This window comes from Micromonospora sp. DT81.3 (assembly GCF_049847225.1).
Classification (GTDB): domain Bacteria; phylum Actinomycetota; class Actinomycetes; order Actinomycetales; family Microbacteriaceae; genus Microbacterium.
The window spans coordinates 1-220 of the sequence record NZ_JBNCNY010000067.1 but is presented as its reverse complement, the minus strand read 5'-3'; the positions used below and the strand labels follow the sequence as shown (position 1 = coordinate 220).

Here is a 220-nt window from a genome sequence, read left to right as displayed (position 1 = left end):
AGATCGACCGCACCGATTCACCCGCCGCGACACCGCAGGCGATCTCTTCCCGCTCGACGAACGACAGATACCTGCCCTTCAAATTCCGGCCCCGCCGCGGCCTGACCCCGCCCGCGGCGACCAGCATCCGCTTCGCGGTCGTGCGGTTCACACCGATCCGCTCGCCCACCTCGCTCGCGAACAGCCCGGCCTGGAAGCCCTCCCACGCCTGCTGGACAAG

General features: G+C 69.5%; 1 pseudogene. It reads right to left on the bottom strand.

Annotation, left to right across the window (positions count from 1 at the left end):
• Nucleotides 1-220, bottom strand: a pseudogene (locus ACPW96_RS23365) (IS30 family transposase); the annotation flags it as partial.